Source organism: Streptomyces sp. NPDC002513, from assembly GCF_053595355.1.
The window spans coordinates 1-25,789 of sequence record NZ_JBSFXK010000036.1; the positions used below are offsets into that span (position 1 = coordinate 1).

The 25,789-nt window shown below is 70.7% G+C and carries 27 protein-coding genes; 11 read left to right on the forward strand and 16 right to left on the reverse strand.

Annotated features, from left to right (window positions below; translation table 11 throughout):
• Window positions 1-385 precede the first annotated feature (385 nt).
• The gene (locus ACWD5Q_RS22485; protein ID WP_451428814.1) at window positions 386-1,027 is read right to left on the reverse strand and encodes a GNAT family N-acetyltransferase; all 642 of its coding nucleotides are present in this window, start codon (window positions 1,025-1,027) and stop codon (window positions 386-388) included.
• Between the two features lie 173 nt (window positions 1,028-1,200).
• Entirely contained in the window at window positions 1,201-2,226 is a 1,026-nt protein-coding gene (locus tag ACWD5Q_RS22490) for an ATP-dependent 6-phosphofructokinase (protein WP_451428815.1), read from the reverse strand.
• 260 nt (window positions 2,227-2,486) lie between these two features.
• On the opposite strand from ACWD5Q_RS22490, the gene pta reads away from it, so the two are divergent.
• The 3 genes from pta (at window position 2,487) to pyk (ending at window position 7,309) form a co-directional block, all read left to right on the forward strand.
• Window positions 2,487-4,577: a phosphate acetyltransferase gene (gene pta, locus ACWD5Q_RS22495; RefSeq protein ID WP_451428816.1), complete on the forward strand. Its 2,091-nt coding sequence runs from the start codon at window positions 2,487-2,489 to the stop codon at window positions 4,575-4,577.
• Complete coding sequence (locus ACWD5Q_RS22500) at window positions 4,574-5,806, forward strand: acetate kinase (protein ID WP_451428817.1); 1,233 nt, start codon at window positions 4,574-4,576, stop codon at window positions 5,804-5,806. The genes pta and ACWD5Q_RS22500 overlap by 4 nt, the downstream gene beginning before the upstream one ends.
• A gap of 72 nt (window positions 5,807-5,878) precedes the next feature.
• Window positions 5,879-7,309, forward strand: coding sequence for a pyruvate kinase (pyk, locus tag ACWD5Q_RS22505; RefSeq protein WP_451428818.1), 1,431 nt, complete (start codon window positions 5,879-5,881; stop codon window positions 7,307-7,309).
• A 93-nt stretch (window positions 7,310-7,402) separates the two neighbouring features.
• Here pyk and ACWD5Q_RS22510 read toward each other — a convergent pair whose 3' ends face one another.
• Window positions 7,403-8,212, reverse strand: coding sequence for a hypothetical protein (locus ACWD5Q_RS22510; protein WP_451428819.1), 810 nt, complete (start codon window positions 8,210-8,212; stop codon window positions 7,403-7,405).
• On the opposite strand from ACWD5Q_RS22510, the gene ACWD5Q_RS22515 reads away from it, so the two are divergent.
• Entirely contained in the window at window positions 8,199-8,684 is a 486-nt protein-coding gene (locus ACWD5Q_RS22515; protein ID WP_451428820.1) for a hypothetical protein, read from the forward strand. The genes ACWD5Q_RS22510 and ACWD5Q_RS22515 overlap by 14 nt on opposite strands.
• Window positions 8,685-8,738: 54 nt before the next feature.
• Here ACWD5Q_RS22515 and ACWD5Q_RS22520 read toward each other — a convergent pair whose 3' ends face one another.
• The 3 genes from ACWD5Q_RS22520 to ACWD5Q_RS22530 all read right to left on the reverse strand — a co-directional run bounded on the left by ACWD5Q_RS22520 (window position 8,739) and on the right by ACWD5Q_RS22530 (window position 11,662).
• Window positions 8,739-9,275, reverse strand: coding sequence for a DUF6114 domain-containing protein (locus tag ACWD5Q_RS22520; RefSeq protein ID WP_451428821.1), 537 nt, complete (start codon window positions 9,273-9,275; stop codon window positions 8,739-8,741).
• A 127-nt stretch (window positions 9,276-9,402) separates the two neighbouring features.
• Window positions 9,403-10,062 (reverse strand): DUF6230 family protein, encoded by a 660-nt coding sequence (locus ACWD5Q_RS22525; RefSeq protein WP_451428822.1) that lies wholly within the window; start codon window positions 10,060-10,062, stop codon window positions 9,403-9,405.
• A 625-nt stretch (window positions 10,063-10,687) separates the two neighbouring features.
• Window positions 10,688-11,662: a tetratricopeptide repeat protein gene (locus tag ACWD5Q_RS22530; RefSeq protein WP_451428823.1), complete on the reverse strand. Its 975-nt coding sequence runs from the start codon at window positions 11,660-11,662 to the stop codon at window positions 10,688-10,690.
• 256 nt (window positions 11,663-11,918) lie between these two features.
• Here ACWD5Q_RS22530 and ACWD5Q_RS22535 point away from each other — a divergent pair, with 256 nt between their 5' ends.
• A complete protein-coding gene (locus ACWD5Q_RS22535; RefSeq protein WP_451428824.1) occupies window positions 11,919-12,539 on the forward strand; it encodes a TetR/AcrR family transcriptional regulator in 621 nt (206 codons plus the stop codon).
• A gap of 93 nt (window positions 12,540-12,632) precedes the next feature.
• Here ACWD5Q_RS22535 and ACWD5Q_RS22540 read toward each other — a convergent pair whose 3' ends face one another.
• From ACWD5Q_RS22540 to ACWD5Q_RS22550, 3 genes are all read right to left on the reverse strand, one after another.
• On the reverse strand, window positions 12,633-14,333 hold the full coding sequence (locus ACWD5Q_RS22540) for an acyl-CoA mutase large subunit family protein (RefSeq protein WP_451428825.1): 1,701 nt from the start codon (window positions 14,331-14,333) through the stop codon (window positions 12,633-12,635).
• Window positions 14,334-14,408: 75 nt separating this feature from the next.
• Window positions 14,409-14,747 carry a DUF3817 domain-containing protein gene (locus ACWD5Q_RS22545; protein WP_451428826.1) on the reverse strand — a complete coding sequence of 113 codons (339 nt, stop codon included), beginning with the start codon at window positions 14,745-14,747 and terminating at the stop codon, window positions 14,409-14,411.
• Window positions 14,748-14,820: 73 nt separating this feature from the next.
• Entirely contained in the window at window positions 14,821-15,330 is a 510-nt protein-coding gene (locus ACWD5Q_RS22550; RefSeq protein WP_451428827.1) for a MarR family winged helix-turn-helix transcriptional regulator, read from the reverse strand.
• 125 nt (window positions 15,331-15,455) lie between these two features.
• Here ACWD5Q_RS22550 and ACWD5Q_RS22555 point away from each other — a divergent pair, with 125 nt between their 5' ends.
• Window positions 15,456-15,887 (forward strand): SRPBCC family protein, encoded by a 432-nt coding sequence (locus tag ACWD5Q_RS22555; protein WP_451428828.1) that lies wholly within the window; start codon window positions 15,456-15,458, stop codon window positions 15,885-15,887.
• A 138-nt stretch (window positions 15,888-16,025) separates the two neighbouring features.
• Here ACWD5Q_RS22555 and ACWD5Q_RS22560 read toward each other — a convergent pair whose 3' ends face one another.
• From ACWD5Q_RS22560 to ACWD5Q_RS22575, 4 genes are all read right to left on the reverse strand, one after another.
• Window positions 16,026-16,658, reverse strand: coding sequence for a TetR/AcrR family transcriptional regulator (locus ACWD5Q_RS22560; protein WP_451428829.1), 633 nt, complete (start codon window positions 16,656-16,658; stop codon window positions 16,026-16,028).
• Between the two features lie 28 nt (window positions 16,659-16,686).
• On the reverse strand, window positions 16,687-17,439 hold the full coding sequence (locus ACWD5Q_RS22565) for an SRPBCC family protein (protein WP_451428830.1): 753 nt from the start codon (window positions 17,437-17,439) through the stop codon (window positions 16,687-16,689).
• A 178-nt stretch (window positions 17,440-17,617) separates the two neighbouring features.
• The gene (locus ACWD5Q_RS22570; protein WP_451428831.1) at window positions 17,618-17,914 is read right to left on the reverse strand and encodes an MTH1187 family thiamine-binding protein; all 297 of its coding nucleotides are present in this window, start codon (window positions 17,912-17,914) and stop codon (window positions 17,618-17,620) included.
• Complete coding sequence (locus tag ACWD5Q_RS22575; protein WP_451428832.1) at window positions 17,911-18,255, reverse strand: DUF3817 domain-containing protein; 345 nt, start codon at window positions 18,253-18,255, stop codon at window positions 17,911-17,913. The genes ACWD5Q_RS22570 and ACWD5Q_RS22575 overlap by 4 nt, the downstream gene beginning before the upstream one ends.
• Window positions 18,256-18,581: 326 nt before the next feature.
• Here ACWD5Q_RS22575 and ACWD5Q_RS22580 point away from each other — a divergent pair, with 326 nt between their 5' ends.
• The 4 genes from ACWD5Q_RS22580 (at window position 18,582) to ACWD5Q_RS22595 (ending at window position 21,229) form a co-directional block, all read left to right on the forward strand.
• Window positions 18,582-19,214: an AIM24 family protein gene (locus tag ACWD5Q_RS22580; protein WP_451428878.1), complete on the forward strand. Its 633-nt coding sequence runs from the start codon at window positions 18,582-18,584 to the stop codon at window positions 19,212-19,214.
• A gap of 1 nt (window position 19,215) precedes the next feature.
• A complete protein-coding gene (locus ACWD5Q_RS22585) occupies window positions 19,216-19,866 on the forward strand; it encodes an AIM24 family protein (RefSeq protein WP_451428833.1) in 651 nt (216 codons plus the stop codon).
• Window positions 19,867-19,904: 38 nt separating this feature from the next.
• Window positions 19,905-20,660, forward strand: a complete 756-nt coding sequence (locus ACWD5Q_RS22590) for an AIM24 family protein (RefSeq protein ID WP_451428879.1) — start codon at window positions 19,905-19,907, stop codon at window positions 20,658-20,660.
• A gap of 92 nt (window positions 20,661-20,752) precedes the next feature.
• Window positions 20,753-21,229: a MarR family winged helix-turn-helix transcriptional regulator gene (locus tag ACWD5Q_RS22595; protein ID WP_451428834.1), complete on the forward strand. Its 477-nt coding sequence runs from the start codon at window positions 20,753-20,755 to the stop codon at window positions 21,227-21,229.
• Between the two features lie 24 nt (window positions 21,230-21,253).
• Here the strand turns inward: ACWD5Q_RS22595 and ACWD5Q_RS22600 are convergent, their stop codons facing one another.
• The 3 genes from ACWD5Q_RS22600 to ACWD5Q_RS22610 all read right to left on the reverse strand — a co-directional run bounded on the left by ACWD5Q_RS22600 (window position 21,254) and on the right by ACWD5Q_RS22610 (window position 25,191).
• Complete coding sequence (locus ACWD5Q_RS22600) at window positions 21,254-22,504, reverse strand: MFS transporter (RefSeq protein ID WP_451428835.1); 1,251 nt, start codon at window positions 22,502-22,504, stop codon at window positions 21,254-21,256.
• A gap of 471 nt (window positions 22,505-22,975) precedes the next feature.
• Window positions 22,976-23,932: a methylmalonyl Co-A mutase-associated GTPase MeaB gene (meaB, locus tag ACWD5Q_RS22605; protein WP_451428836.1), complete on the reverse strand. Its 957-nt coding sequence runs from the start codon at window positions 23,930-23,932 to the stop codon at window positions 22,976-22,978.
• A gap of 56 nt (window positions 23,933-23,988) precedes the next feature.
• Window positions 23,989-25,191: an acetyl-CoA C-acetyltransferase gene (locus ACWD5Q_RS22610; protein WP_451428837.1), complete on the reverse strand. Its 1,203-nt coding sequence runs from the start codon at window positions 25,189-25,191 to the stop codon at window positions 23,989-23,991.
• Window positions 25,192-25,339: 148 nt separating this feature from the next.
• Between ACWD5Q_RS22610 and mce the strand changes: the two genes are divergently transcribed.
• Window positions 25,340-25,780 carry a methylmalonyl-CoA epimerase gene (gene mce, locus ACWD5Q_RS22615; protein WP_451428838.1) on the forward strand — a complete coding sequence of 147 codons (441 nt, stop codon included), beginning with the start codon at window positions 25,340-25,342 and terminating at the stop codon, window positions 25,778-25,780.
• The last annotated feature ends 9 nt before the right edge of the window (window positions 25,781-25,789 follow it).

The following is a 25,789-nucleotide window of genomic DNA, read 5'->3' on the forward strand; positions in this document are numbered from 1 at the left end:
ATGGAACCACCGCCGCGCCGTCTGCGGGTGCACACCCTGAGCCCTCGCCCACTCAGTCAGATTCACAACCACGACGGTACGAGGCACTCACTCATGAATGCTAACGATCGCTCATATGTCACTAGAAAGAGTGCAGTCCTCACCCCTCGGCTCTTCACCGGCCCGAACACGCCCGGCTCCGCTCGCAGCATCCCGACATCGGCCAGGCAGTCCCCGCCGAGCGCGGCCTTGCCGCCGGACCGGTCCCGCACGTCCACTTCGTGGTGGTCTCGGACCAGCCGCCGAGCGGCACGACGCACCTGACCCCGAACGCGGTGAGCACGCAGGCCCTGTCCCGGGTGCTCACCGGGCGACCCACGCCCATCTGAGGAATCCCTGACTCAGGTCACCGGCCGGCGACCGGCACGTCCCAGGAACGAGGTCGAGTGAGTGCCTGCCACTCGTCCCGGAGCAGGGCCAGCACCGCGACGTCGTACCGGCGGCCCCGATGCAGGCAAGCGGAGCGGCGCACCCCCTCCTGGACGAAGCCAGCCCTGGCCAGGACGCCGAGGGCCGCGGTGTTGGTGGTGTGGGTGACAGCCTGGACGCGGTGCATGGGCAGTTCGCCGAAGGCGAGGTCGACCAGCGCGTCCACGGCATCCGCGCCATAGCCCTGGCCCCGGTGGTCGGGGTCCAGCATCAGCATGATCTCGGCTGTGCCGTCGACCATGTCCTGGTCTGTCAGGGCGATGTGGCCGATCGGCGTGCCGTCGGGGAGCAGGACGAGGAAGTCATCTCGGTCGTGCTCATCTCGGTCACGCTCGATGCGCTCGCGCACAGCAGAGAGGGAACGCGGCCACATGCCGACCTCGTGGGCGGCCACGGGGTCGGCGCGCCAGGCGTGGACCAACTCCGCGTCGTCGACGTCGAGCGGCGCGAGGGCGACGCCTCTACCCCGCCAGCAGATCTCCCGGGGCGATCCCGCGTCCCCCTCCGATTCCTCCCCGGCAACGCGCCCAGTCACAGCCTCTGCCACGTCCTCGATCATGCACGGATGCTACGGCCGCCGGGACCGGCGGACCAGTCAATTCTGTTCCCGGACCGCCTGCTGCGGGCGCGACCCGAATAACCTGAGTCAGAAGTTCTTCGCAAGATCGAGGATCACCAAAGGAAGATCACGCCGCGCAGAGAGAACTACCAGGGAATCTCTGACTCAGGTCACTAGAACACGGACTCCGTCTCGTCCATCCGGTCCCTGGGTACCGTCTTCAGCTCGGTCACCGCCTGCGCCAGCGGCACCATCACCACGTCCGTGCCGCGCAGCGCCGTCATCATGCCGAACTCGCCGCGGTGGGCCGCCTCCACCGCGTGCCAGCCGAAGCGGGTCGCGAGCACGCGGTCGTAGGCGGTCGGTGTGCCGCCGCGCTGGACGTGGCCGAGGATGACCGGCTTGGCCTCCTTGCCGAGCCGCCGCTCCAGCTCGTACGCCAGTGCCGTGCCGATGCCCAGGAAGCGCTCGTGGCCGTACTGGTCGATCTCGCCCTTGCCGTAGTCCATGGTGCCCTCGGCGGGGTGCGCGCCCTCGGCGACGCAGATCACCGCGAACTTCTTGCCGCGGGCGAAGCGCTCCTCGACCATCTTGACCAGGTCGGCGGGGTCGAAGGGGCGCTCGGGCAGACAGATGCCGTGGGCGCCGGCCGACATGCCGGACTCCAGCGCGATCCACCCGGCGTGGCGGCCCATGACCTCCACGACCATCACGCGCTGGTGGGACTCGGCCGTCGTCTTCAGACGGTCCATGGCCTCGGTGGCCACGGTCACCGCGGTGTCGAAGCCGAAGGTGCGGTCGGTGGACGAGATGTCGTTGTCGATCGTCTTGGGCACGCCGACCACCGGCAGACCCGCGTCCGAGAGCATGCGCGCCGCGGTGAGCGTGCCCTCGCCGCCGATCGGGATCAGGGCGTCGATCCCGAAGTCGCGGATCATGTCCGAGGCGTTCTCGCAGGCCTCGCGCAGCCGGTCGCGCTCCAGGCGGGAAGAGCCGAGAATGGTGCCGCCGCGGGCCAGGATGCCGCTGACGGCGTCCAGGTCGAGGGCGCGGTAGTGCCCCTCCAGCAGGCCTCGGTAGCCGTCCTCGAAGCCGATGACCTCGTCGTCGTACTGTGCCACCGCCCGGTGGACGACCGACCGGATCACTGCGTTCAGGCCCGGACAGTCGCCGCCCGCGGTGAGGACTCCGATGCGCATCGTGCTGTGTCTCCTGCTCGCTTCGATACCGGTGAGCCAATCCGATTCTTTCACGCTCCCCCGGCCGGTGCCGTGCCCGTCCGGCCGGTCCCGGCCGCCGTCCGATCCCCGCGACCTGACGGGCGCCTTAACCAGGCCCAAGGGTATTGTCAAGAGGGTTCTGCTCACCCTCGCGGAGGAATTTCGCGCGCCACAGGACCCGACAAATCCACCCAGGAACGGTCAGGGACCTCACCCGAGAGACGAAACGGAGAGCACGCGTGACGCCCAGCGTGTACGTGACCGGGATCGACCGCGGCGACGGCCGTCAGGTCGTCGAGCTGGGAGTGATGGAGCTCCTGACCCGGCAGGTCGACCGGGTGGGCGTGTTCCGCCCGCTCGTCCACGACGGACCCGACCGCCTCTTCGAGCTGCTGCGCGCCCGGTACCGGCTGTCCCAGGACCCGGCGACCGTGTACGGCATGAACTACCGGGAGGCGTCCGCGCTCCAGGCGGAGCGGGGGACGGACGAGCTGGTGTCGGCGCTCGTGGACCGGTTCCACGCGGTGGCCGACGCGTACGACGTCGTCCTCGTCCTCGGCTCCGACTTCGCCGGCACCCAGCTCCCGGACGAGCTGTCGCTCAACGCCCGGCTCGCCAACGAGTTCGGGGCGTCGGTGATACCCGTCGTCGGCGGGCGCGACCAGAGCACCGAGTCCGTGCGGGCCGAGACGCGGAACGCCTACCGCGCGTACGACGGGCTGGGCTGCGACGTCCTCGCCATGGTCGTCAACCGGGTCGCCCGCGAGGACCGGGACGAGATAGCCGAGCGGCTGGACTCCCGGCTGCCCGTGCCCTGTTACGTCCTTCCCGACGATCCCGCCCTCTCGGCCCCGACGGTCGCCCAGATCGCCCACGCCCTCGACGCCAGGGTCCTCCTCGGCGACGACGCGGGGCTGGCCCGGGACGCGCTCGACTTCGTCTTCGGCGGCGCCATGCTGCCGAACCTCCTGGGCGCCCTGACCCCGGGATGTCTGGTGGTGACCCCGGGAGACCGCGCCGACCTCGTCATCGGCTCGCTCGCCGCCCACAGCGCCGGCACCCCGCCGATCGCGGGGGTGCTGCTCACCCTGAACGAGGTGCCCCGCGAGGAGATCCTCACCCTCGCCGCCCGCCTCGCCCCGGGCACCCCCGTGCTGGCCGTGTCCGGCAACAGCTTCCCCACCGCCGCCCGGCTCTTCTCCCTGGAGGGGAAGCTGAACGCGGCCACCCCGCGCAAGGCGGAGCGGGCGCTCGGTCTGTTCGAGCGGTACGCCGACACCACCGACCTCGTCAAGCGGGTGTCCGCCCCGAGCAGCGACCGGGTCACGCCGATGATGTTCGAGCACAAGCTGCTCGAACAGGCCCGCGCCGACAAGCGCAGGGTGGTGCTCCCGGAGGGCACCGAGGAGCGCGTGCTGCACGCCGCCGAGGTGCTGCTGCGCCGCGGCGTGTGCGACCTGACGCTGCTCGGGCCCGTCGACCTGATCCGCAAGAAGGCCGCCGACCTCGGCATCGACCTCGGCGACTCGCAGCTGATCGACCCGGCCGTCTCGGAGCTGCGCGACACCTTCGCCGAGAAGTACGCCCGGCTGCGCGCCCACAAGGGCATCACCATGGAGCTGGCGTACGACGTGGTCGCCGATGTGAACTACTTCGGCACGCTCATGGTCCAGGAGGGCCTCGCCGACGGCATGGTCTCCGGGTCCGTGCACTCCACGGCCGCCACCATCCGGCCCGCCTTCGAGATCATCAAGACCAAGCCCGACGCGAAGATCGTCAGTTCGGTGTTCTTCATGTGCCTCGCCGACAAGGTGCTCGTCTACGGCGACTGCGCGGTCAACCCCGACCCGGACACCGAGCAGCTCGCCGACATCGCCATCCAGTCGGCCGCCACCGCCGAGCAGTTCGGCGTGGAGCCGCGGATCGCGATGCTGTCGTACTCCACCGGCACCTCCGGCTCGGGCGTCGACGTCGACAAGGTGCACGAGGCCACCGAGCTGGTGCGGCTGCGCCGCGGCGATCTGCCGGTCGAGGGTCCGATCCAGTACGACGCCGCGGTCGAGCCCACCGTCGCGGCGACCAAGCTGCCGGACTCCGAGGTCGCCGGGCAGGCGTCCGTGCTGATCTTCCCGGACCTCAACACCGGCAACAACACCTACAAGGCCGTGCAGCGCTCGGCCGGCGCGATCGCCGTCGGCCCGGTCCTGCAGGGCCTGCGCAAGCCCGTCAACGACCTGTCCCGGGGCGCCCTCGTCCAGGACATCGTCAACACGGTCGCCATCACCGCGATCCAGGCCCAGACCCCCCACGAGAAGGCGACCGCCCAGTGAGCCCGTCCCGCGTCCTCGTCCTCAACTCCGGCTCGTCGTCGGTGAAGTACCAGCTGCTGGACATGCGTGAGGGCAGCCGGCTGGCCGCGGGTCTCGTCGAGCGCATCGGCGAGCAGACGTCCCGACTGAGGCACACGGCGCTCGCCGCGGGCGACACCCGCGAGCACAACGGGCCGATCGCCGACCACCAGGCCGCGCTGAAAGCCGTCGCCGAGGAACTGGCCAGGGACGGGCTGGGCCTCGACTCGCCCGAGCTGGCCGCCATCGGCCACCGGGTGGTGCACGGCGGCATGTTCTTCACCGAGCCCACCGTCATCGACGAGGCCGTGCTCACCGAGATCGAGCGGCTGATCCCGGTCGCGCCGCTGCACAACCCGGCCAACCTCACCGGTATCCGCACCGCCATGGCGCTGCGGCCGGACCTGCCGCAGGTCGCGGTCTTCGACACCGCGTTCCACACGACGATGCCGGAGTCGGCGGCGCGCTACGCCATCGACACGAAGATCGCCGACCGGCACCGGGTGCGGCGCTACGGGTTCCACGGGACCTCGCACGCGTTTGTGTCCCGGGCGACCGCGAAGCTGCTGGGCAAGGAGCCGGAGGAGGTCAACGTCATCGTGCTGCACCTGGGCAACGGGGCGTCCGCCTCGGCGGTCCGGGGCGGCCGGTGCGTGGACACCTCCATGGGGTTCACCCCGCTGGAGGGACTGGTGATGGGGACGCGTTCCGGGGACCTGGATCCCGCCGTCATCTTCCATTTGGAGCGGGTTGGCGGAATGTCCATGGACGAGATCGACACTCTCCTCAACAAAAGGAGCGGTCTGTTCGGCCTCTGCGGCGACAACGACATGCGGGAGATACAGCGCCGGATCGACGAGGGCGACAAGGAGGCACGGCTCGCCTTCGACATCTACATCCATCGGCTGAAGAAGTACATCGGCGCGTACTACGCGGTACTCGGCCGGGTGGACGCGGTCGCCTTCACGGCGGGCGTGGGCGAGAACGCGGCCACGGTGCGCGAGGCCGCCGTGGCGGGCCTTCAGGGACTGGGCCTCGCGGTGGACGACGGCCTGAACGCCGTACGCGGTGACGCGCCGCGGCTGATCTCTCCCGCGTCCGCGCGGGTGGCGGTCGCCGTGGTGCCGACGGACGAGGAACTGGAGATCGCCAGGCAGACGTACGCGCTGGTCGAAAAGGGACAAGTGAACAATTCGAGCGGTCACGCCTGAGCGCCGGTCCGCCCGTTTGCATTTCCACCCGCCGGAATATTCCGCAGCGAAACAAACCGATAGGATCGCCCCATGCGCCGTTCGAAAATCGTCTGTACTCTCGGCCCCGCGGTCGACTCCCACGAGATGCTCATCGCGCTGATCGAAGCCGGCATGGATGTCGCCCGCTTCAACTTCAGCCATGGCACCCACGCCGAGCACCAGGGGCGGTACGACCGCGTCCGTGCCGCGTCCGCCGAGACCGCCAAGGCCATCGGCGTCCTCGCCGACCTCCAGGGTCCGAAGATCCGGCTGGCGACCTTCGCGGAGGGTCCCGTCGAGCTGGTGCGCGGTGACGAGTTCACCATCACCACGGAGGACGTGCCGGGCGACAAGTCGGTCTCCGGCACCACCTACAAGGGCCTGCCGGGCGATGTCTCCAAGGGCGACCAGATCCTGATCAACGACGGCAACGTCGAGCTGAGGGTCGTGGACGTCGAGGGCCCCCGGGTCAAGACGATCGTCATCGAGGGCGGCGTCGTCTCCGACCACAAGGGCATCAACCTGCCCGGCGCGGCGGTGAACGTCCCGGCGCTGTCCGAGAAGGACATCGAGGACCTGCGGTTCGCGCTGCGCATGGGCTGCGACATGGTCGCGCTGTCCTTCGTGCGGGACGCCGACGACGTCAAGGACGTCCATCGCGTCATGGACGAGGAGGGGCGCCGCGTCCCGGTCATCGCCAAGGTGGAGAAGCCGCAGGCGGTGGCGAACATGGAGGCCGTCGTGATGGCGTTCGACGGCGTGATGGTCGCCCGCGGCGACCTGGCCGTCGAATACCCCCTCGAGAAGGTCCCGATGGTGCAGAAGCGGCTCATCGAGCTGTGCCGCCGCAACGCCAAGCCGGTGATCGTGGCGACCCAGATGATGGAGTCGATGATCACCAACTCCCGGCCGACCCGCGCCGAGGCCTCCGACGTCGCCAACGCCATCCTGGACGGCACCGACGCGGTCATGCTGTCGGCCGAGTCGAGCGTCGGGGCGTACCCGGTCGAGACGGTCAAGACGATGTCGAAGATCGTCCAGGCCGCCGAGGAGGAGCTGCTCTCCAAGGGCCTCCAGCCGCTGGTCCCGGGCAAGAAGCCGCGGACGCAGGGCGGTTCGATGGCCCGCGCGGCGGCCGAGATCGCGGACTTCCTGGGCGGCAAGGGCCTGGTGGCCTTCACCAAGTCCGGTGACACCGCCCGTCGGCTGTCCCGCTACCGGGCCTGCCAGCCGATCCTGGCGTTCACCACGGACGAGTCCACCCGCAACCAGCTCACGCTGAGCTGGGGCGTGGAGTCGCACGTCGTGCCGTTCGTGAACAGCACCGACGAGATGGTCGACCTGGTCGACCAGCACCTGGTGCGGCTGAAGCGGTTCAACGACGGCGACATCGTGGTCATCACCGCCGGCTCCCCGCCCGGCGTCCCCGGCACCACGAACATGGTCCGCGTCCACCACCTGGGCGAGGGCCGCCGCGTCTGACGCCTCGACGACGGCCGTACGGCGATGAGGGCGCCCCCTGTGGCAGGGGGCGCCCTCATCCTGTGCGGCTCCCGAACGGGTCCTGAGGGGCGCTCAGTTCGCGCCGGTGATGTACTGGTGCATGCCGGGGATGGTCAGCGTCCCGCCGAACTGGCCGGCCTGGGTGACATTCACCTTGGTGAAGTAGATCCACGGGATGTTCAGCGGCGGCGGGTTGTCCGGGCTGAACGTGACCGGGATCAGACCCAGCAGGTTGCCGGAGATGCTCTCCGTGTACATCACCGTCGTGCCGTCGGTGATGGTGGACACGGAGCCCTTGGCGGCCTGGACGTGGTACGTCTCGCCGTTCTGCCCGTCGACGAGCTGGTGCAGGTCGCCGATGTCGGTGCCGTCCGAGATCACGTACTTCAGGACCTTCTTGACGGTCCCGTTCGCCGTGCGCACCTTGACGACGCCCTGGTAGTCGGCGCCCTTGAGCGTCAGCGAGCTGGCCTGAAGGTGCCAGGGCGCGTCGGGCAGCGCCAGGATCTTCTCGACGCCGCCCTCGTCGTCGGTGGCCGCGACGCAGTCCGCGGGGGGACTGGAACTCGCGGACGGGCCCGGGGTCGCGGACGCCGCCGCGTTCACGGTGCCGTCCGCCGCCTTGGTGGCCTCGGCGGCCGTTTTCGTCGCCGTGTCCGTGGTGTCCTTCACGGTGCCCTCGACCGTACCGGTGACCTTCTGGACGGTCTTGGTGACGGAGGACGACGCGGACGTGCCGCCGCTGTCCGTGGCGGCCTTGCCGTCCGGGGTCGCGGACGCCGAGGCGGACGGCGACGGTGTGGCGCTCGCGGTCCCGTTCCCCGACGCGGTGCCGCCGGGCGTGAGGACGTCCTTGAGCGCGTTGCCTATGTCGTCCAGCACGCCGCCGTGGCTCGCGGAGGCCGACGGGCTGGGCGTGGAGCCGCCGCCCGACGGCGTACCCGACCCGCTCGCGGAGGACGCGGACGGCGCGGGCACGGCCTTGTCGTCGGCACCTGAATCCGACGAAGAGGACCTGCCCGACGTCGTGTCCGACGTCTTGTCCGGTGCCTTGTCCGAGGACGCCGAGGGGGTCGGCTCCGCCGTACCGGCGGACGGCGACGCGCTCGCCGAGGCGGACGGCGACGGCGTGGCCGACGCGTCCGTGGAGCCCTTGGACTTGTCCAGGACCTCGACACACTTCTGGTACTCGTCGGCCGTCATGGTCTTCGACGACGCGTGGTCGTCCGCGCGGGCGAGGGTCGGCGTCAGCCCCATCCCCATGAGGACCGCCGTCGGCATCGCCGCCAGGGCTATCGCCTTGCCGGCCGGCACGTGGAACCGGGTGAACAGCGGCTTCCTCGGGGCCGCGTGACGCGGCCCGGTTCTCGCACGGGACGCGTCCACGTCCGTCCCGTGGGTCACCTCGTCAGCCGGCACTGTGCCTCCCGTTCGTCCCGTTGACCGGGGTCGTCTTGGTCAGGTCCTGCGGCTCGTTCACCCCAACCGGGGTCGCCTCGCGGGCACCGCCGTCGCCTGCCGCCTCCGCCTGGCCCGACTGCTTCTCGGGCGGCGTGCCCGGCGCCCAGGACACGGCCATCACGCCGCCGACCAGGGAGAGCAGGAAGCCCACGACGAAGCCGCCGAAGTTGGACACCGGGAGGGACACCAGGGCCAGCAGAATCGCCGCGACACCCGCGAACGTGCGGATGTGCTTCTGGAACCAGAGGCTGAAGCCGAGGACGATCAGCAGCACACCGATGATCAAGGAACCAGCACCCGCGGTGGTGGCCATGGCCAGCGTCAGGTGACCGAGCTGCAGGTGCGCGTACGGGAAGTAGATGATCGGGAAGCCACCGAGCAGGACGTACAGTCCGGCCCAGAACGGCCTCGTGCCCCGCCAGGCGCGGAACTGCAGCCTCCGGCGGGTGAACTGGCCGGGTACGGCAGAAGTCTCGGCGCTCATGGAAAACAGCTCCCTGGTGCAGCGTTGCTGTGGGTGGTGATGCGAGGGGTGTGGGGGGTGTGTGAAGGAGCGGTTGAAGGTGGAACGGGCGGGGGCGCCGTCGGCTCCCCCGCCCGTCACCGAGCGCTCAGTGCTTGAGCTGGCACTCGTTGTCGCCCTTCGACAGGCTCATGTTGAGCCCGCTCAGCGTGAAGGTGCCGGCGGTGGTCGCCCAGGCGTGCTGCTCCACACCGCTCAGCACCGCGTGACTCGCCTGCTGGGCGAATCCGTACGGGTTGGCCTGCTCACCGCCCCCCTTCATGCCAGGGCCCTTGCCACCCTTGTCGGCGCCGGTCTGGCCGGCGGCCACGCCGATGTCGATGTTGTCGAACTTCGCGTCGGCCTTGAGGTCGTTGACATCGATGTAGATGTTCTGGGCCTCGACCTTGGGGTGACCCGCCCCACCGGCCGTCAGCGTCAGCGTGAAGTCGCCGAGCACCGGGATCGGGGTGACCACGGACTGGCACAGGTCCGTGATCTCGGCCTTCTTGAACGCCGATACCGCGACGGGGTGGGCCGTCTGCTTGCCGTCGAGCGTGTAGCCGTTGTCAACCGCCCCGTACTGCTCGAAGCCCCAGCCCTCGAGCTGGGTGGCGGTCACCTTGAACTGCTGGCCCGACACGCTGAACGAAGCGGCCAGAGCGCCCTGCGCCAGGGCCACGCCTATCGCTGCCGTCGCGGCCACGCTGGGCACCATGACCACAGCGAACCGCTTCCATTTGGTCCCGCCACGCACCTGGGACTCCATATTTCCTCCTTCTCGGACGTACATCTCCTGACCCCAGCTCGCTACCGTTCGGCGGCTCAGCCGGGCAGGGATGGGAGAAGTGCTACGTCCTCGGGAAGGAGAGCGCCCGCGCTCAGCGACGCGAACCGAACCGCGCCCGAATCACCGGCGATCACCCCCGAGCGACAACCACTGGTCGCGCCTGACACGCATCACGCACAACCTGCCGGACAGGCTCCGCCGGAGCGGAGACCCCCCTGTCCAGGAGCCGACGCCACTGCCGTCGGCTCCTGCCCGGTGGGGACCCATGGAAACCCGTTGCCCCGGCTGGCTGTCGGGTACGGCGATGGACCGAGCGTCGCCGATCGTGGTGCATTCTCGCCGCCCCCGCAAGGGGGTTCGTTACTCACTAGTAACGGCCGGATAACCGAACAACGACCCCCCGGTCTCGTTCGGCAACTCTTCGTGGCCCAGAAGGAGATGACGAAACGGTTGAAGCGCGGACAGAACCCGACAGACCGCGGGGTCCGACTTACTCCAAGTAACAGCGGCCGCGATTACCAAGATTTGGTAAAGCGCGGCCGCTCCCTGCCTCTGTCGGCAAACTTTCACCCGGGCATCACAAGCCCGGGTGTTTAACGACTGGTCAGAACAGAGCCCTGGCGAGCGCCCGGCGCGCCGCCGTCACACGCGGGTCCTCGCCCCCGACCACCTCGAAGAGTTCCAGCAGCCGCAGCCGCGCGGCCTCCCGGTCCTCCCCCGCCGTACGCCGCACGGTCTCGACGAGCCGCCCGAGCGCGTCCTGAACGTGTCCGCCCACCAGGTCCAGGTCCGCCGCGGCGATCTGCGCCGGTACGTCATCGGGCTTCTCCGCGGCCTCCTCGCGCACCCGCTGCGGGTCCAGGTCGCGCACGCGCTGGAGCAACTCGGCCTGGGCGAGGCCCAGTTCGGCCTCCGTGTTGCCCGGGTCGTCGCTCAGCACGTTCTTGTACGCCTGGATCGCGCCGCCCAGATCGCCCGCGTCCAGGGCCTGCACCGCCGCTTCGAGCAGCGCGTCGTAGGGGCCCGCCGAAACCTCGGCGTCCGCCGGCGCCCCGCCCGGCTCTGCGTCCGGGTCGACCACCAGACCGGTCAGCCCGAAGCGCTCCTCGGCGACCTGGACGAGCTGATCGAGGGTCGCGCGGATCTGCTGTTCGGGGACGGCTCCCTGGAAGAGGGGGAGCGCCTGGCCGGCGACGACGGCGAAGACGGCGGGGATCCCCTGGATGCCGAACTGCTGCATCAGCATCTGGTTGGCATCGACGTCGATCTTGGCGAGCACGAAGCGGCCGTTGTACTCGAGGGCCAGTTGCTCCAGGACCGGGCTCAGCTGCTTGCACGGCTGGCACCACTCGGCCCAGAAGTCGATGACGACCGGCACCTCGGTGGAGCGCTGCAGGACGTCGAGCTCGAACCCCGCCTCGTCGACGTCGATGACGAGGTCGGCCGGGGAGACCGCCCCTCCCCCGCCCTGCCGGGCCGCTTCGGCGCGCGCCTGCTCCGCCTTCGCCTTGGCCTCCTGGGCGGCTTTCACCGCGGCGAGGTCGACGACTCCGCTCATGGACATGTTCCGTGGCTGCATGAGTACATCCTCCCCCCTCCGAAACGCCGCTGTGAAAAGCGGCGTGAAAGCCGTGCCCGCCAGATGGTCGGCGCCGGGTCCCCACCCGGCGCCCGTGGTCGTCGCTCGTCCGCGCGCTGCGTGGACGCGCTTTCGCTACGAGTCGTAGCGTAACTGCCCCCGGGGGTCGCCGTGACCCGTACGCGAGTGATCTCCCCCACCACTTCACACAACGCACGTATATGGCCGAATCACCGCGCCGGATAGGGTCTCCGACATGCAGCGCAGCACGCCCCCCGCCCGTACGGGGCGCCCCCGCAGCGCCGCCGCGGACGCCGCGATCCTGGCGGCGACCCGGGAGGCGCTCGTCGAGCTGGGCTGGTCGAAGCTCACGCTGGTGGACGTGGCGACCCGTGCGGGAGTGGCGAAGACCACTCTCTACCGCCGCTGGGCGGGGAAGAACGAGCTGGTGGTGGACGCGGTGGCGGCCCTCTTCGACGAGCTGGAGCTGCCCGACCGGGGGAGCCTCGCCGCGGACATCGAGGGTGTGGTGCTGCAGTTCGCGGCGATCCTGAACCGCCCCGAGGCGAAGAGCGGCCTGATGGCGGTCGTGGCGGAGTCGACGCGGGACGAGGCGCTGCGCGAACGCATCCGCACCTCGATCGTCGACCGCCAGAAGCGCCTGGTCCTCCAGGGCCGGGCCCGCGCGGCCTCCCGCGGCGAGCTGCCCCCCGAGACGGACTCCGGGGCCGCCTCGCGTACGGCGGACCTGATCTTCGACATGGTCGCGGGCGCGGTGGTCCACCGCACCCTGGTCAGCGCCGAGCCCGTAGACGAGGACTGGGCCCGGCGCTTCGCCGCGGTGCTGTTCGGCGGGCTCGCGGCGACCGGGACCTGACGCCGTACGGCAGGACGTCGGGCCCTCGCCGTACCGGCGCACCGCGAAAGGGCCGGGGGAAACGGGTTCCCGCCGGCCCTTCGCGTCCGCCCGTCAGAAGTTCGCGGGCTCGGTGTAGCCGCCCCACTCGTCCCGCAGCGTCCCGCAGATCTCGCCGAGCGTGGCCTCCGCGCGGACGGCGTCCAGCATCGGCCCGATCATGTTGGAGCCGTCGCGTGCGGCCGTGAGCATCGCGTCGAGCGCCGCGCGCACCGCCGCGTCGTCCCGCCCGGCCTTCCGCTCCCGCACCACCCGCACCTGCTCGCGCTCCACCTCGTGGCTGACCCGCAGGATCTCCAGGTCCCCGGTGACCGACCCGGTGTGGACGTTGACGCCCACCACCTTCTTGTCGCCCTTCTCCAGCGACCGCTGGTAGCGGAACGCGGACTCGGCGATCTCGCCCGTGAACCAGCCGTCCTCGATGCCCCGCAGGATCCCGGAGGTCATCGGCCCGATGGGGTGCCGCCCGTCGGGGTGGGCCCGCAGCCCCCGCTCCTTGATCTGGTCGAAGATCTTCTCCGCGTCCGCCTCGATCCGGTCCGTCAGCTGCTCGACGTACCAGGAACCGCCCAGCGGATCGGCGACGTTGGCGACGCCGGTCTCCTCCATGAGCACCTGCTGGGTCCGCAGCGCGATCTCCGCGGCCTGCTCGCTCGGCAGCGCCAGCGTCTCGTCCAGCGCGTTGGTGTGCAGCGAGTTGGTCCCGCCCAGCACCGCCGCCAGCGCCTCCACCGCCGTACGGACGACGTTGTTGTAGGGCTGCTGCGCGGTCAGCGAGACCCCGGCCGTCTGGGTGTGGAAGCGCAGCCACTGCGCCTTGGCGGTCTTCGCCCCGTACACGTCCCGCATCCAGCGCGCCCAGATACGGCGCGCCGCCCGGAACTTGGCGATCTCCTCGAAGAAGTCGACGTGCGCGTCGAAGAAGAAGGACAGACCGGGGGCGAACACCTCGACGTCGAGGCCGCGGCTGAGGCCCAGCTCCACATAGCCGAACCCGTCCGCCAGCGTGTACGCCAGCTCCTGCGCGGCCGTCGCGCCGGCCTCGCGGATGTGGTAGCCGGAGACGGACAGCGGCTTGTAGGCGGGGATGCCGGCCGCGCAGTGCTCCATCAGGTCGCCGATCAGGCGCAGGTGCGGCTCGGGCTGGAAGAGCCACTCCTTCTGGGCGATGTACTCCTTGAAGATGTCGGTCTGGAGCGTGCCGTTCAGCACGGCCGGGTCGATGCCCTGCCGCTCGGCGGCCACCAGGTACATGCAGAAGACGGGGACGGCCGGACCGCTGATCGTCATCGAGGTCGTGACGTCCCCCAGCGGGATGTCCTTGAACAGGACCTCCATGTCCGCGGCCGAGTCGATCGCGACCCCGCAGTGCCCGACCTCGCCGAGAGAGCGCGGATCGTCGGAGTCGTGGCCCATCAGGGTGGGCATGTCGAAGGCGACGCTCAGGCCTCCGCCGCCGGCGTCCAGGATCATCTTGTAGCGCGCGTTCGTCTGCTCGGCGTTGCCGAACCCGGCGAACTGCCGGATGGTCCAGGTCCGCCCGCGGTAACCGCTCGGGTACAGACCGCGAGTGAAGGGGTACTCGCCGGGCCAGCCGATCCGCTCGAAGCCCTCGTACGTGTCGTGAGGCCGCGGCCCGTACACCGGCTCCACGGGGTCGCCGGAGAGCGTGGTGAAGTCGGCCTCGCGGGTGCGTGAGGCGTCATAGCGGGCCTGCCAGCGTCGGCGGCCCTCCTCGATGGCGTCAGCGTCCATACCGATGAATTTACTAGGACGTCCAAGTATCTGTCGATGGCAGACCGCCGTACGGCTTCCGTACGGCGGTGTCCGCTACGCCTCGGCGACCGCGGGGGTACCCTCCGCGACCCGCGCCTGAAGCTCGTGCGTGACCTTGCGCTCCACGAAGAAGGCGGCGGTGGGGATGGTCCCCGCCAGCAGCACCCAGAGCTGCTTGCCGACCGGCCACTTGGCCTTGGAGCCCAGGTCGAAGGCGAAGACCAGGTAGATGACGTACAGCCAGCCGTGGGCGATGCCGACGACGCGGGTGAAGTCCGCGGCACCGTTCACGTCGAGCACGTACTTGGCGATGACACCGAGGGTCAGCAGGACCAGCAGCACACCGGTGACGTAGGCCATCACGCGATAGCGGGTCAGCACGCTCTTTTTCATGGCTCCGAGCGTAACGGCACGTTTGGGGCGATCTTCGGGTGCCCCCGGGCGCCCGTGGGGCGCCGCCCCGGGGCTACTCGCCCGCGAAGTCCCCCGCGGCGACGCGCAGCGGGCGCAACATCGCGAAGATCTCGGCGCACTCCTCCGCGTCGTACGCCCCGAGCCCGAACTCCATCGCCATCAGTTCACGGGTGGCGGCGTCGCAGACCTCGCGGCCCTTCTCGGTGATGGAGGCCAGGGTGCCGCGGCCGTCGTGGGGATTGGGCCGCTTGGCGACCAGCCCGGAGCGCACCAGCCGGTCGACGGTGTTGGTGACGGACGTGGGGTGCACCATGAGCCGCTCGCCGATCTTGGACATGGGCAGCTCGCCCGCCTTGGAGAAGGTGAGCAGGACCAGCGCCTCGTACCGCGCGAAGGTGAGTCCGTACGGTTTCACGACCGCGTCCAGCTCGGCGAGCAGGATCTGCTGGGCCCGCATGATCGAGGTGATCGCGGCCATCGACGGCACGTTGCCCCACCGCTGCGTCCAGTGTTCGTCGGCGCGGGCGATGGGATCGAAGGACAGGCTGAGCGGCTTCGGCACGGCATCGACCTTACCCGCCGGTCACATGCTGGTCAGCACCGTCTCGCCTTTCGGTCGCCCCAGGGGCGGCGGGCGCACACTGGAGGCAGAGGGCCCCGGGTACGGGGCGAACGTGGAGGTGAGCCATGAGCACCCTCGAGGAACACGTCGACATCGCGGTCCCGATCGACGCGGCCTGGGACAGCCTGCACCACGCGGAGGACTATCCGCGCTTCCTGGACGGGGTACGCGACGCCCGTCCGGAGGCGGGCGGCCGGACGCGTCTGGACGTCGAGGCGGGCGGCCGGTCCCGGTCGTTCGAGGCCGAGGTCTCCGACCACGGCGACCGGCGCGTGATGGAGTGGCGCACCACGGGCGACCCCCGGCTGTCGGGGTCGTTCTCGCTGCAGCCGATCGACCAGGACCACACCCGCGTCCAGGCGCGGCTGGAGTACGATCCCGGGCCCGTCAGGGAGACCTTCGGCGGACCGAAGGGGTTCGCCCAGGCGAACGCGATCGAGCGGCTGGTCCGCGGTGATCTGGAGCACTTCAAGGAGCACCTGGAACGGAACCGGTGAGCACCGGGGGGGCCGTCGCGGGCTGCGGCGGATTCCTGAGCGGGGTGCGGCGGAGGCCGGCGCGGGCTGCGGCGGCCTCCCGAGCGGCGGTGCGGCGGTAGGCGCGGTGGGTGCGGCTCCACGGCCGGGGGGCGCGCCCTACGCGCGGGAGGTCCGGCGCAGTGCGTGCCGTACCGCCCGCTGTGCCACCGGGCCGAGATCGTCGAGGGCCGCCACCAGGGACGCCAGCTGGTCCAGGGCGGCCAGGGCGGCGCGCGCCCCCTCCGGGTCCACTCCTTCGTACAGCTCGATCCCGACGAAGGACGCGGACACCGCGCGGGCCAGGCCGGCCGGGTCCGCGAACACCCCCGCCGGTGTCGCCGCCAGTACCCGCACCAGCACCCGCTCGATCTCCGCGATCCACAGGTCGAGCCCGGCCGCCGTGGCCGGCGCGAGCCGGGGGTGGGTCTGGGCGCCGGCCAGCAGCTGGCCCAGCACCGCCACATGCCCGGCCGCCTTCTCCTCCTCGTGCATCTCCCGCCCGAAGGAGAGGAGCTCACCGAGCGAGCCGATGCTCTCCAGCCGCTCCCGGTACCGCGCCACCCGCTGTTCCGTGCCGTACCGGCACGCGGCCGCCAGCAGCTCGTCCACCGTGCCGAAGTGGTAGAAGACCAGCGCCTGGTTGACACCGGCGGTCGCCGCGATCGTCCGCGCGGACGTCTTGGCGATCCCCTGCTCGGTAAGCGTCCGCAGCGCCCCCTGAAGCAGTTTCACCTTCGTCGCCTCGCTCACGCCCGCGCCTCCTCAGGGAAGACCGAGATCATGACGGCCGCTCCAGGGCGGCGAGCAGACGCGGCGCACCGACCCGTGTCGGCGGGGTGCGCAGACAGCGGCGCGCCGCCGGAGTGCCGGCGAGGGGCTCCTTGAACAGGGCCACGGAGATGGCGAGGGTCAGCAGCAGCGGGCACAGGTACGCCATCGTCGCCGCGAACGGGCCGAACAGCCGGATCAGGGAGCGCAGCCCGAGGCCGGTGCAGGCGACGGTGACGACCAGGCCCCGGACGGCCAGCTCCGCACACCAGTTCGCGAGGGCCCGCTCCGGTGTCACCCCCCGCTCCACCCAGAGGCGGAGGCGGTCGAAGGACCAGGCCGTCGCCCAGCCCATGAGGCGCCGCAGGAGCAGCCGGTCGGCGAGGCGGCCGAAGGCACCCCAGCGCGGCCGGTAGTCGCACCCGGCGAGGAAGCGGACGCCGTCACCGTCGGGCACATAGCGCCAGTAGCCGCCGCCCTCGGCGATCGGCGACAGCGGGTGCGGCGAGGAGAACCGCAGCGCGGAGGTGCGCGTCCCGTCCGGGCGCGTCCTCTCCCCGGCCGACACCCCGGTCCCCCGGACCGTCAGGAACGGCAGGACCCGCGTGGCGTAGCGGAAGCGGCGCGGTTCGCCCTCCGCGCCCGGCAGGCAGTCGATCTCGGTGACGCGGACGTCCCAGCGCCGGTGCTGCGCCGGGTCCTGGGTCCGAGCCCACAGCTCGTCGAGATCGCCCTGTATGTGCGCCTCCACGTAGAGCCCCATTGCCGATCCCCCATGCCAGCGGCCCCATGTGAGCGACTGCTCAAATCAACTGGCCTGACAGTACAGGCGTTTGAGCGGTCGCTCAAACGCCTGGAACGGGAAAGCCCCGGCCGGGCCGGGGCTTCCCGTGGGGTCTTCCCCTGGGTTCTTTCGCCGTGCTCTTCGCTGCCGGAGGCTCTCACCCGGCGGACAGGTGCCGCTCCACCGTCTCCACCTTCGAGGTGAGGCCGTCCGTCACGCCCGGGCGGATGTCCGCCTTCAGGACGAGGGAGACCCGTGGGGCGCGCTTCTCGACCGCCGCCACGGCGCGCTTCACCACGTCCATGACCTCGTCCCAGTCGCCCTCGACCGACGTGAACATCGCGTCGGTGCGGTTCGGCAGACCGGACTCCCGCACCACCCGCACGGCGTCGGCGACGTACTCCCCCACGTCCTCCCCGACACCCAGGGGTGTCACCGAGAATGCGACGATCATGCGTTCACGACCCCTTCCTTGCGGGCGCGGGCCGCGATGACCGCGTCCTCGGCCTCACGGCGGAGCATCCGCTCGGCGAAGAAGCCGCCGGTCGGCAGCACGGAAAGGACGAAATAGACGGCGGCCGTCTTCACGGACCACTTGGCGCGGTTCCAGGCGTCCGCCCAGAAGATCACGTACAGGATGAAGAGCACACCGTGGATCGCGCCCATGACGGGGACCGCGTTGAAGTCCGTGGTGCGCTTGAGCACCGAGCAGACGAGCAGCAGCAGGAAGGAGACGGCCTCGGGGGCCGAGACCAGGCGGAGCCGGCGGAGGGCGGTGGCGGTCTTTATGTCCACGGGTCACCTTCGGTGGGAGATTCGCTGACGACGCAGCGCTTTGTGAACGTATGCACAAGCGTCCCCCATTGTGACATCCGGGACGCGGCGGTCCGGGCATGGGGGGCGGATGTCGGCGACGGACCGAGGGGAGGCGGCCTCGGAATCACGGGAGGCGGTCCCGGACCCCGGGAGCACGGGAGGCGGTCCCGGACCCCGGGAGCACGACGCCCGGGCCAGGGCCTCGCCCCCTTCGCCTCGGCCCCTTAGGGGTCCGGTCAGGGTCGGGATCCCCCTTCGGGCCCTGTCCGCTCCACCCGCCCGGCCGCTACCTTCACCTCGTGGCGATGTTCCGACTCCAAGACAGCAAGGTGCTGGCCGTCGACATGACCGGAGACGCCGTGAAGGCGAAGAACGGTTCGATGGTCGCGTACGACGGACAGATGGCCTTCAAGAAGCTCACCGGCGGCGGCGAGGGGATCCGGGGCATGGTGACCCGCAGACTCACCGGCGAGCAGATGACCGTGATGGAGGTGAAGGGACACGGGACGTGCTGGTTCGCGGACCGGGCCGCCGAGATCAACCTCGTCAGCCTCCAGGGGGACAAGCTGTACGTCGAGTCGAACAACCTCCTCGCGACGGACGCCGGCCTGCGCACGGGCACGACGTTCACCGGCCTGCGCGGCGCCTCCCAGGGCAACGGCCTGTTCACCACGACCGTCGAGGGCCACGGCCAGGCCGCGATCATGTCGGACGGTCCGGCGGTGGTGCTGCGGGTGAGCGCGCAGTACCCGCTGACCGTCGACCCGGGCGCGTACGTGGCGCACCAGGGGAACCTGCGGCAGTCGTTCCAGTCGGGCGTGACGTTCCGCACGTTCCTCGGCGAGGGCGGCGGCGAGGCCTTCCAGATCCGCTTCGAGGGCGACGGACTGGTCTACGTCCAGCCCAGTGAGCGCGACACGATCGCGGGGGACCTCTGACATGGGCTTCCGCGAGGTGAACGCCAAGATGATCGAGGCGACGGTCGTGCCGGGGCAGCGCCTGTACAGCCAGCGGGGCGCGATGCTCGCGTACAAGGGAGACGTCTCCTTCACCCCGAACGTCCAGGGCGGCCAGGGCGGGGTCATGTCGATGATCGGCCGCCGGATCGCGGGCGAGGCGACCCCGCTGATGTCGGTCGAGGGCAGCGGCACGGTGTTCTTCGGGCACGGCGGCCACCACATCCAGGTGATCGACCTCACCGGAGACACGCTCTACGTCGAGGCGGACCGTCTGCTCGCCTTCGAGGGCACGCTCCAGCAGGGCACGATGTTCCTGGGCGCACAGGGCGGCGTCATGGGCCTGGTGCGGGGCCAGGTCACCGGGCAGGGCCTGTTCACGACCAGCCTCGCCGGGCACGGCGCGGTCGCCGTGATGGCGCACGGCGGCGTCTTCGAGGTGCCGATCACCCCGCAGCGCCCGGTCCATGTCGACCCCCAGGCGTACGTCGCGCACCACGGTGACGTCCGCAACAAGCTGTCCACGGCGCTCGGCTGGCGCGACATGGTGGGCCGCGGCTCCGGCGAGGCGTTCCAGCTGGAGCTGAGCGGCAGTGGTGCGGTGTACGTCCAGGCGTCCGAGGAGAAGCTGTGACCACCTACCCGGGCGCCGGCCCCGTCGTGTACGACCCGATGACGCTGCCGGCCGACGACAACGTCGACAAGTACACCTTCTGCGTGGAGCTCAAGGGGAGCCAGTGGTTCCTGCAGAAGGGGAAGATGATCGCGTACTACGGCTCGATCGCGTTCAACGGTGTGGGACACGGCCGCCTCGACCGTCTCGTCCGCACGTCCTTCCATTCGCCTCTGCACGCGAGCGACTGGGTGGTGGCCGACGGCTCCGGCAAGATGCTCCTCGCCGACCGGGCCTTCGATGTGAATTCCTACGACCTGGACAACGGCAATCTGACCATTCGCTCGGGCAATCTCCTCGCTTTTCAGCCAAGTCTCGCGCTCAAGCAGTCGATCATTCCCGGCTTCCTGACGCTCATCGGAACCGGCACGTTCGTGGCCGCGTCCAACGGTCCGGTGGTGTTCATGGAACCGCCGATCCGGGTGGACCCCCAGGCACTGGTGGGCTGGGCCGACTGCCCGGCCCCGTGCCATCACTACGACCACGGGTATCTGACCGGAGTATGGGGCGGTCTACGTGCACTGACGGGCCTCGGCGGGGCCTCCGGGGAGGAGCACCAGTTCGAGTTCTTCGGAGCGGGCACCGTGCTGCTCCAGTCCTCGGAGACGCTCATGGCGGAGCAGGCCACGGGAGCGGTTCCGCACGAGCCCGGCGTACCGAGCGGTGGCGGAGGGGTACCCGGTCATCAGGGACAGCCGGGGACACCGCGCCTTCCCGGACAGCTGGGTGATCTCCAGCGCCGCTTCGGGCTGTGAGCGGTAGTCTGCGGAGTGTGACGTCGAACGCGTGCGCACTGTCACACCACCTCGACTAGTACACCTTTCAACCTTTTAGGTAGACTTCATTCATGGAGACCGAGACGGCCACGCGCTGGCTGACCGATGCGGAGCAGTGCGCCTGGCGCACCCAGCTGGAGGTCAACAGGCTGTTGACGCACCAGCTCGAAAAGGATCTGCAACCGTTCGGCCTGACGATCAACGACTACGAGATCCTGGTGAACCTCTCGGAGTCGGAGGGCATGCGGATGCGCATGAGCGACCTCGCCGCCGCCACCCTCCAGTCCAAGAGCCGCCTCTCGCACCAGATCACCCGTATGGAGAACGCGAGCCTGGTACGCCGCGAGAACTGCGAGTCCGACCGGCGGGGTCTGTTCGCCGTTCTGACGAACCACGGCCTGGAGACGATGAGAAAGGTCGCGCCCCACCATGTGGCGTCCGTGCGGAGGCACTTCATCGATCTGCTCTCCCCGGACGAGCTGGAACAACTGCACAAGTCCCTGCTCCCGATCGCGGAGCACCTGAGGGGCCAGCGGGGCAGGCCGTAGGGCCGCCCCGTCCGACGCCTCACCTCACGAAGCCACGGGTTCGGTCGGCGGTTGCGCGGCATCCGCCGACCGTCCCGGGATGCGTCCGAAGGGCACGGCGGCCAGCGCCGCCGCGCAGGTGACCGCCCCTGACACCGCGAAGCACAGCCACAGCGGCAGCCGGCCCACCAGCGCCCCCGCCGCCGCCGAACCGGCCGAACCGCCCGCGTTGACCGCGGTGTTGACCCAGGCTCCGGCCCGGGTGCGCAAGCCCGGCGGGGCCGAGGCGTCCGCGAGCAGATAAGCCGTGGTGAGGGCCGGGGCGATGAACAGGCCCGCACAGGCCCCGGCCACCGTGAGCGAGGCGAGGCCGGGGGCCAGGCCCGCCACGGCGACCACCAGCCCGGGAGCCAGAGCGAGCAGCGGCAGCCGGGCTCGCGCGCTCACCCGCCAGTCGACCGCCCCGTTCAGCAGTCCGCCGACCACACTGCCCGCGGACAGCGCCGCCAGCACCCACGCCGCGGCGGAGTCGTCGTACCGCCGCTCCTGGGCGAAGGCCAGGACCAGCAGTTCGAGCGCGCCGACCGCGAGCCCCGCCCCGGCGGCCCCCAGCACGGGCGACGCCAGGCCCCGCGCCCTGCGCGACCGCCCCCCGGAACGCCTCGCCTCCACGGCATCGGGGCGGGCACCGGCCACCGCCGGGGACGCGACGAAGGCGACGGTCCCGGCCGCCACCAGCAGCGCGCTGACCGCCACCGCGGCCGCGGGCGGGGCCCAGCGCACCACTACGCCCACGAGCAGCGGCCCGGACACGAACAGCAGTTCCTCGGCCACCCCGTCGAGCCCGTACGCGCGCTGCAGCAACCGCCGGTCGTCGACGAGTTCGCGCCACACGGTTCGCATGGTGGGGCCCAGCGGGGGCGGGAAGGCACCGGCGGCGACGGCCAGGGCACCGAGCAGCAGCGCCGGGGCGCCGGGCCGCAGGGTCGCGGCGGCGAGCACCGCCAGCAGCCCCGCGTAGCCGAACGCCATCGGGATCAGGGCCCGCCGCGGCCCGTAGCGGTCGACGAGCGCCGCCCGCAGCGGTGAGAGGAGGACCGTCATGGCCCCGAAGAGCGCCAGGACCGTACCGGCCAGGGCATAGGACCCGGTCGCCCGGGTCAGGGACAACATGACGGCGAGGGACACCATCCCGTACGACAGCCGGCCGGCCAGCGCGGCGACGAAGGTACGGCGGGCATACGGGACACGCAGAACGGCGGCATACGAGGGCCGCGCGGAAGGGGGTGCGGACACGGGGTTCCTCTACGGGAGGCACGGACGGGACGCCTGAGCGCCGCGACGGGTCACGGCCGACTGCCGTATGCCGATCGCGGACCGGGGCGGGTCCTAGGCCAAGAGGAGGAACACGCGGGGCACGCTACCAGCGAGCACCCGAACGGACCACGGATTTCCGGCCTGCCACGAGACTCCGGACGTCACGGGGCTCCGCGGACTCGGGGTTCCGGCAGCCACGCGCCTTCCAGCCGGCCACCGGCCCCCGGCAGCCACACGCCTTCCGCCCGGCCACCGGCCCCCGGCAACCACACGCCTTCCGCCCGGCCACCGGCCCCCGGCAACCACACGCCTTCCGCCCGGCCACCGGCCCCCGGCAGCCACACGCCTTCCGCCCGGCCACCGGCCCCCGGCAACCACACGCCTTCCGCCCGGCCACCGGCGTATCCCGGCGGCCACGAGCCTCCCGGCGTCCGGGCGCGGCCCGGCCCGTCAACCGTTCGTCAGGCCCGCCACCAGTTCGTCCGCGGCCCGGTAGGGATCCAGTTCGCCCGCCACGATCCGCTCGGCCAGGGCGCCCAGCCGGCGGTCGCCGTGGAGGTCGCCGATCCGCTCCCGCAGGGCCGTCACCGCGATCGTCTCGACCTCGTGGGCGGCGCGGGCCAGCCGGCGCTCCGTGAGCACGCCCCGCTCCTCCATCCACGCCCGGTGCTTCTCCAGCGCCTCGACGACCTCGTCGACGCCCTCGGCGCGCGCCGCGACGGTCTTCACGATCGGCGGGCGCCAGTCGCCCGGGGTCCGCGACTCCCCGAGCCCCAGCATGTGGTTCAGCTCGCGCGCGGTCGCGTCCGCGCCGTCCCGGTCGGCCTTGTTGACCACGTACACATCGCCGATCTCCAGGATGCCCGCCTTCGCGGCCTGGATGCCGTCGCCCATCCCGGGGGCCAGCAGGACGACCGAGGTGTCCGCCTCGGAGGCGATCTCCACCTCCGACTGGCCGACGCCCACCGTCTCCACCAGGACCACGTCGCAGCCCGCCGCGTCCAGCACCCGGATCGCCTGCGGGGCGGCCCAGGCGAGGCCGCCGAGATGGCCGCGCGTGGCCATGGAGCGGATGTACACACCGGGGTCGGACGCGTGCTCCGACATCCGGACGCGGTCGCCGAGCAGCGCGCCGCCCGAGAAGGGCGAGGACGGGTCCACGGCCAGGACGCCGACCCGTTTGCCCTGCTTGCGGTACGCGGTCACGAGCGCCGACGTGGAGGTGGACTTGCCCACGCCCGGGGAACCCGTCAGGCCCACGACGTAGGCGTTGCCCGTCAGCGGGGCCAGGGCCGCCATGACCTCCCTGAGCTGCGGGGACGCCCCCTCCACCAGGGAGATCAGCCGGGCCACGGCACGCGGCTTGCCTTCCCTGGCCTGGGCCACCAGCGAGGAGACGTCCTGCATCACAGCTCCGTTCACGCGTTCACGACGTTCACGTCTAGAGGTCGAGTCGAGGCCGTTCAGGCCTTGGGTACCCGCACGATCAGCGCGTCGCCCTGGCCGCCGCCACCGCACAGCGCGGCCGCGCCGACGCCGCCGCCGCGCCGCCGGAGCTCCAGCGCGAGGTGGAGGACGATCCGGGCGCCGGACATGCCGATCGGGTGGCCGAGGGCAATCGCACCGCCATGGACATTCACCTTTTCGGTGGAAACCCCAAGGTCCTTCATTGACTGCACGGCGACCGCCGCGAACGCCTCGTTGATCTCGATCAGATCGAGGTCCGAGACCTCCAGGCCCTCCTTCTTCAGCGCGTGCAGGATCGCGTTCGACGGCTGCGACTGGAGCGAGTTGTCCGGACCCGCCACATTGCCGTGGGCGCCGATCTCGGCGATCCACTCCAGGCCCAGCTCCTGCGCCTTGGCCTTGCTCATGACGACCACGGCCGCCGCGCCGTCCGAGATCTGCGAGGAGGAGCCGGCCGTGATGGTGCCGTCCTTGGTGAAGGCCGGACGCAGCTTCGCCAGCGTCTGAACCGTCGTGTCGCCGCGGATGCCCTCGTCCTTGCTGAAGACGACGGGCTCGCCCTTGCGCTGCGGTACCTCCACCGGAGTGATCTCGGCCTCGAAGATGCCGTTCTTCTGGGCGGCCGCGGCCCGCTGGTGGGACAGGGCGGCGATCTCGTCCTGCTCCGTGCGGCCGAGACCCAGACGGGTGTTGTGACGCTCCGTGGACTCGCCCATGGGGATGCCGTCGAACGCGTCGGTCAGACCGTCGTAGGCCATCGCGTCGAGCATCTGGACGGCGCCGTACTTGAAGCCCTCGCGGGACTTCGGCAGCAGGTGGGGGGCGTTGGTCATGGACTCCTGGCCGCCCGCGACGATCACGTCGAACTCACCCGCGCGGATCAGCTGGTCGGCGAGCGCGATCGCGTCCAGACCGGACAGGCACACCTTGTTGACCGTCAGGGCCGGCACGGTCATCGGGATGCCGGCCTTCACCGCGGCCTGGCGCGCCGGGATCTGCCCCGCCCCGGCCTGCAGCACCTGGCCCATGATCACGTACTGCACCTGGTCGCCGCCGATCCCCGCACGGTCGAGGGCGGCCTTGATCGCGAAGCCGCCGAGGTCGGCTCCGGAGAAGGACTTCAGCGAGCCGAGGAGCCGCCCCATCGGGGTGCGGGCACCCGCGACGATGACGGAGGTCGTGCTGTTCGTTCCAGACATGAGCTGCGATCCCCTTCCGGCCTGCACAGCCGAGGAGTGAACGAGGGTTTACTTCGAATGTACTGAGCGGTACCGCACCCCGTCATCGGGCTGTCAGTGTGATCGCGCGCACGTTGCGTAACCACGGCCGGAGCGCTGCACTGATTCCATGCTGACGCGAATCGACCACATTGGAATCGCCTGTTTCGACCTGGAGAAGACGGTCGAGTTCTACACCTCGACGTACGGCTTCACGGTGTTCCACACCGAGGTCAACGAGGAGCAGGGCGTGCGCGAGGCCATGTTGAAGATCAACAACACGGATGACGGCGGCGCCTCCTACCTCCAGCTCCTCGAACCCGTCCGCGAGGACTCCACCGTGGCCAAATGGCTGGCGAAGAACGGCGAGGGCGTGCACCACATCGCCTTCGGCACGGCGGACGTGGACGGGGACTCGGCCGCCATCCGGGACAAGGGCGTACGCGTCCTGTACGAGGAGCCGCGACGTGGTTCCATGGGGTCGCGGATCACGTTCCTGCACCCCAAGGATTCCCATGGCGTCCTCACAGAACTCGTCACATCGGCGGCCGTTGAGTCACCTGAGCACTGACTCCCGTAC

Bases quoted from the DNA above. Each gene is read 5' to 3' on its own strand.
- ACWD5Q_RS22485 (WP_451428814.1), bottom strand. From the start codon at position 1,027: ATGATCGAGGACGTGGCAGAGGCTGTGACTGGGCGCGTTGCCGGGGAG.
- ACWD5Q_RS22490 (WP_451428815.1), bottom strand. From the start codon at position 2,226: ATGCGCATCGGAGTCCTCACCGCGGGCGGCGACTGTCCGGGCCTGAAC.
- pyk (WP_451428818.1), top strand. From the start codon at position 5,879: ATGCGCCGTTCGAAAATCGTCTGTACTCTCGGCCCCGCGGTCGACTCC.
- ACWD5Q_RS22515 (WP_451428820.1), top strand. From the start codon at position 8,199: ATGTCGTCCAGCACGCCGCCGTGGCTCGCGGAGGCCGACGGGCTGGGC.
- ACWD5Q_RS22520 (WP_451428821.1), bottom strand. From the start codon at position 9,275: ATGAGCGCCGAGACTTCTGCCGTACCCGGCCAGTTCACCCGCCGGAGG.
- ACWD5Q_RS22525 (WP_451428822.1), bottom strand. From the start codon at position 10,062: ATGGAGTCCCAGGTGCGTGGCGGGACCAAATGGAAGCGGTTCGCTGTG.
- ACWD5Q_RS22530 (WP_451428823.1), bottom strand. From the start codon at position 11,662: ATGCAGCCACGGAACATGTCCATGAGCGGAGTCGTCGACCTCGCCGCG.
- ACWD5Q_RS22535 (WP_451428824.1), top strand. From the start codon at position 11,919: ATGCAGCGCAGCACGCCCCCCGCCCGTACGGGGCGCCCCCGCAGCGCC.
- ACWD5Q_RS22540 (WP_451428825.1), bottom strand. From the start codon at position 14,333: ATGGACGCTGACGCCATCGAGGAGGGCCGCCGACGCTGGCAGGCCCGC.
- ACWD5Q_RS22545 (WP_451428826.1), bottom strand. From the start codon at position 14,747: ATGAAAAAGAGCGTGCTGACCCGCTATCGCGTGATGGCCTACGTCACC.
- ACWD5Q_RS22555 (WP_451428828.1), top strand. From the start codon at position 15,456: ATGAGCACCCTCGAGGAACACGTCGACATCGCGGTCCCGATCGACGCG.
- ACWD5Q_RS22565 (WP_451428830.1), bottom strand. From the start codon at position 17,439: ATGGGGCTCTACGTGGAGGCGCACATACAGGGCGATCTCGACGAGCTG.
- ACWD5Q_RS22570 (WP_451428831.1), bottom strand. From the start codon at position 17,914: ATGATCGTCGCATTCTCGGTGACACCCCTGGGTGTCGGGGAGGACGTG.
- ACWD5Q_RS22580 (WP_451428878.1), top strand. From the start codon at position 18,582: ATGTTCCGACTCCAAGACAGCAAGGTGCTGGCCGTCGACATGACCGGA.
- ACWD5Q_RS22585 (WP_451428833.1), top strand. From the start codon at position 19,216: ATGGGCTTCCGCGAGGTGAACGCCAAGATGATCGAGGCGACGGTCGTG.
- ACWD5Q_RS22590 (WP_451428879.1), top strand. From the start codon at position 19,905: ATGACGCTGCCGGCCGACGACAACGTCGACAAGTACACCTTCTGCGTG.
- ACWD5Q_RS22595 (WP_451428834.1), top strand. From the start codon at position 20,753: ATGGAGACCGAGACGGCCACGCGCTGGCTGACCGATGCGGAGCAGTGC.
- meaB (WP_451428836.1), bottom strand. From the start codon at position 23,932: ATGCAGGACGTCTCCTCGCTGGTGGCCCAGGCCAGGGAAGGCAAGCCG.
- ACWD5Q_RS22610 (WP_451428837.1), bottom strand. From the start codon at position 25,191: ATGTCTGGAACGAACAGCACGACCTCCGTCATCGTCGCGGGTGCCCGC.
- mce (WP_451428838.1), top strand. From the start codon at position 25,340: ATGCTGACGCGAATCGACCACATTGGAATCGCCTGTTTCGACCTGGAG.